The 1,416-nt window shown below is 55.1% G+C and carries 3 protein-coding genes; all 3 read right to left on the reverse strand.

The window, feature by feature from the left end; translation table 11 throughout:
* Positions 1-116: 116 nt before the first annotated feature.
* From rpmC to rpsC, 3 genes are read right to left on the reverse strand one after another with little or no spacing between them, the layout of a single operon-like run.
* Entirely contained in the window at positions 117-236 is a 120-nt protein-coding gene (gene rpmC / locus ACI2JX_RS25020; protein WP_404691218.1) for a 50S ribosomal protein L29, read from the reverse strand.
* Positions 236-649 (reverse strand): 50S ribosomal protein L16, encoded by a 414-nt coding sequence (gene rplP / locus ACI2JX_RS25025; RefSeq protein ID WP_009397508.1) that lies wholly within the window; start codon positions 647-649, stop codon positions 236-238. Before rplP ends, rpmC begins: the two co-directional genes overlap by 1 nt.
* A 12-nt stretch (positions 650-661) precedes the next feature.
* Positions 662-1,348 carry a 30S ribosomal protein S3 gene (rpsC, locus tag ACI2JX_RS25030; RefSeq protein ID WP_003255481.1) on the reverse strand — a complete coding sequence of 229 codons (687 nt, stop codon included), beginning with the start codon at positions 1,346-1,348 and terminating at the stop codon, positions 662-664.
* Positions 1,349-1,416 lie beyond the last annotated feature (68 nt).

Below are 1,416 nucleotides of genomic sequence, written 5' to 3' on the forward strand. Positions count from 1 at the left end.
ACGTTATATAGTGGGCACTAACCTATCCTTCAAGACACGTCGCTAGTACGATCTGTATCAGTCTGCGCGTAGTACTCCTTGAAGGGTACGGACGGTTTTTTCAGCTTCAGCCATGATCACTTACCTGCCTGCTGGTTGAGCACAGTTTTCACGCGAGCGATGTCACGCTTAACTTGCGAGAGCAGTTGCTCGTTCAGCTGCTGTGCCGATTTTTCACGAAGTTCATTCGCTTTCATCACATCACCGTCCGCTTAACAAAGGAGGTGGCGAGAGGCAGCTTTGCAGCAGCCAGGGCGAAAGCTTCGCGCGCCAGCTCTTCAGAAACACCCTCGATCTCGTACAGGACTTTGCCTGGCTGGATCTGGGCAACCCAGTATTCCACGGAACCCTTACCTTTACCCATCCGCACTTCGAGAGGCTTCTTGGTGACCGGCTTGTCCGGGAACACACGGATCCAGATCTTACCGCCACGTTTTACGTGACGGGTCAGGGCACGACGTGCCGACTCGATCTGGCGAGCGGTGAGGCGACCGCGGGCGACAGCTTTCAGGGCGAATTCGCCGAAGCTGACCTTGCTACCGCGCAGTGCCAGACCACGGTTGTGGCCGGTCATCTGCTTGCGGAATTTTGTACGCTTTGGTTGCAACATTTGGCGTACCCCTTACTTAGCAGCTTTTTTACGAGGCGCTGGTGCTTGAGGCTTCAGCTCTTCTTGGCGACCACCAATTACTTCGCCTTTGAAGATCCAAACCTTCACACCGATCACACCGTAGGTGGTGTGAGCTTCGTAGGTGTTGTAGTCGATATCGGCACGCAGGGTGTGCAGAGGCACACGACCTTCGCGATACCACTCGGTACGAGCAATCTCAGCGCCGCCGAGACGACCGCTCACCTGGATCTTGATGCCCTTGGCACCAATACGCATGGCGTTCTGTACGGCGCGCTTCATGGCGCGACGGAACATTACGCGGCGTTCCAGCTGCTGAGCTACGCTTTGCGCAACCAGCATAGCGTCGAGTTCCGGCTTGCGGATCTCTTCGATGTTGATGTGCACAGGCACACCCATCTGCTTGGTCAGGTCCTGACGCAGCTTCTCAACGTCCTCACCCTTCTTCCCGATAACGATACCTGGACGAGCGGTGTGGATGGTGATGCGTGCAGTTTGAGCCGGACGATGAATATCGATACGGCTTACGGACGCGCTTTTTAGTTTGTCTTGGAGGTACTCACGCGTTTTCAGATCCTTCAACAGGTAATCTGCGTAAGTAGCACCGTCTGCGTACCAGACGGAGGTGTGCTCCTTGACGATTCCCAGGCGAATGCCAGTGGGATGTACTTTCTGACCCATCTGATCGACTCCGTTACTTGTCCGCAACCTTGACAGTGATATGGCAAGACCGCTTGACGATGCGATCA

Source organism: Pseudomonas sp. NPDC088890, from assembly GCF_044900155.1.
GTDB lineage: Bacteria > Pseudomonadota > Gammaproteobacteria > Pseudomonadales > Pseudomonadaceae > Aquipseudomonas > Aquipseudomonas urmiensis.

Bases quoted from the DNA above. Each gene is read 5' to 3' on its own strand.
- rpmC (WP_404691218.1), bottom strand. From the start codon at position 236: ATGAAAGCGAATGAACTTCGTGAAAAATCGGCACAGCAGCTGAACGAG.
- rplP (WP_009397508.1), bottom strand. From the start codon at position 649: ATGTTGCAACCAAAGCGTACAAAATTCCGCAAGCAGATGACCGGCCAC.
- rpsC (WP_003255481.1), bottom strand. From the start codon at position 1,348: ATGGGTCAGAAAGTACATCCCACTGGCATTCGCCTGGGAATCGTCAAG.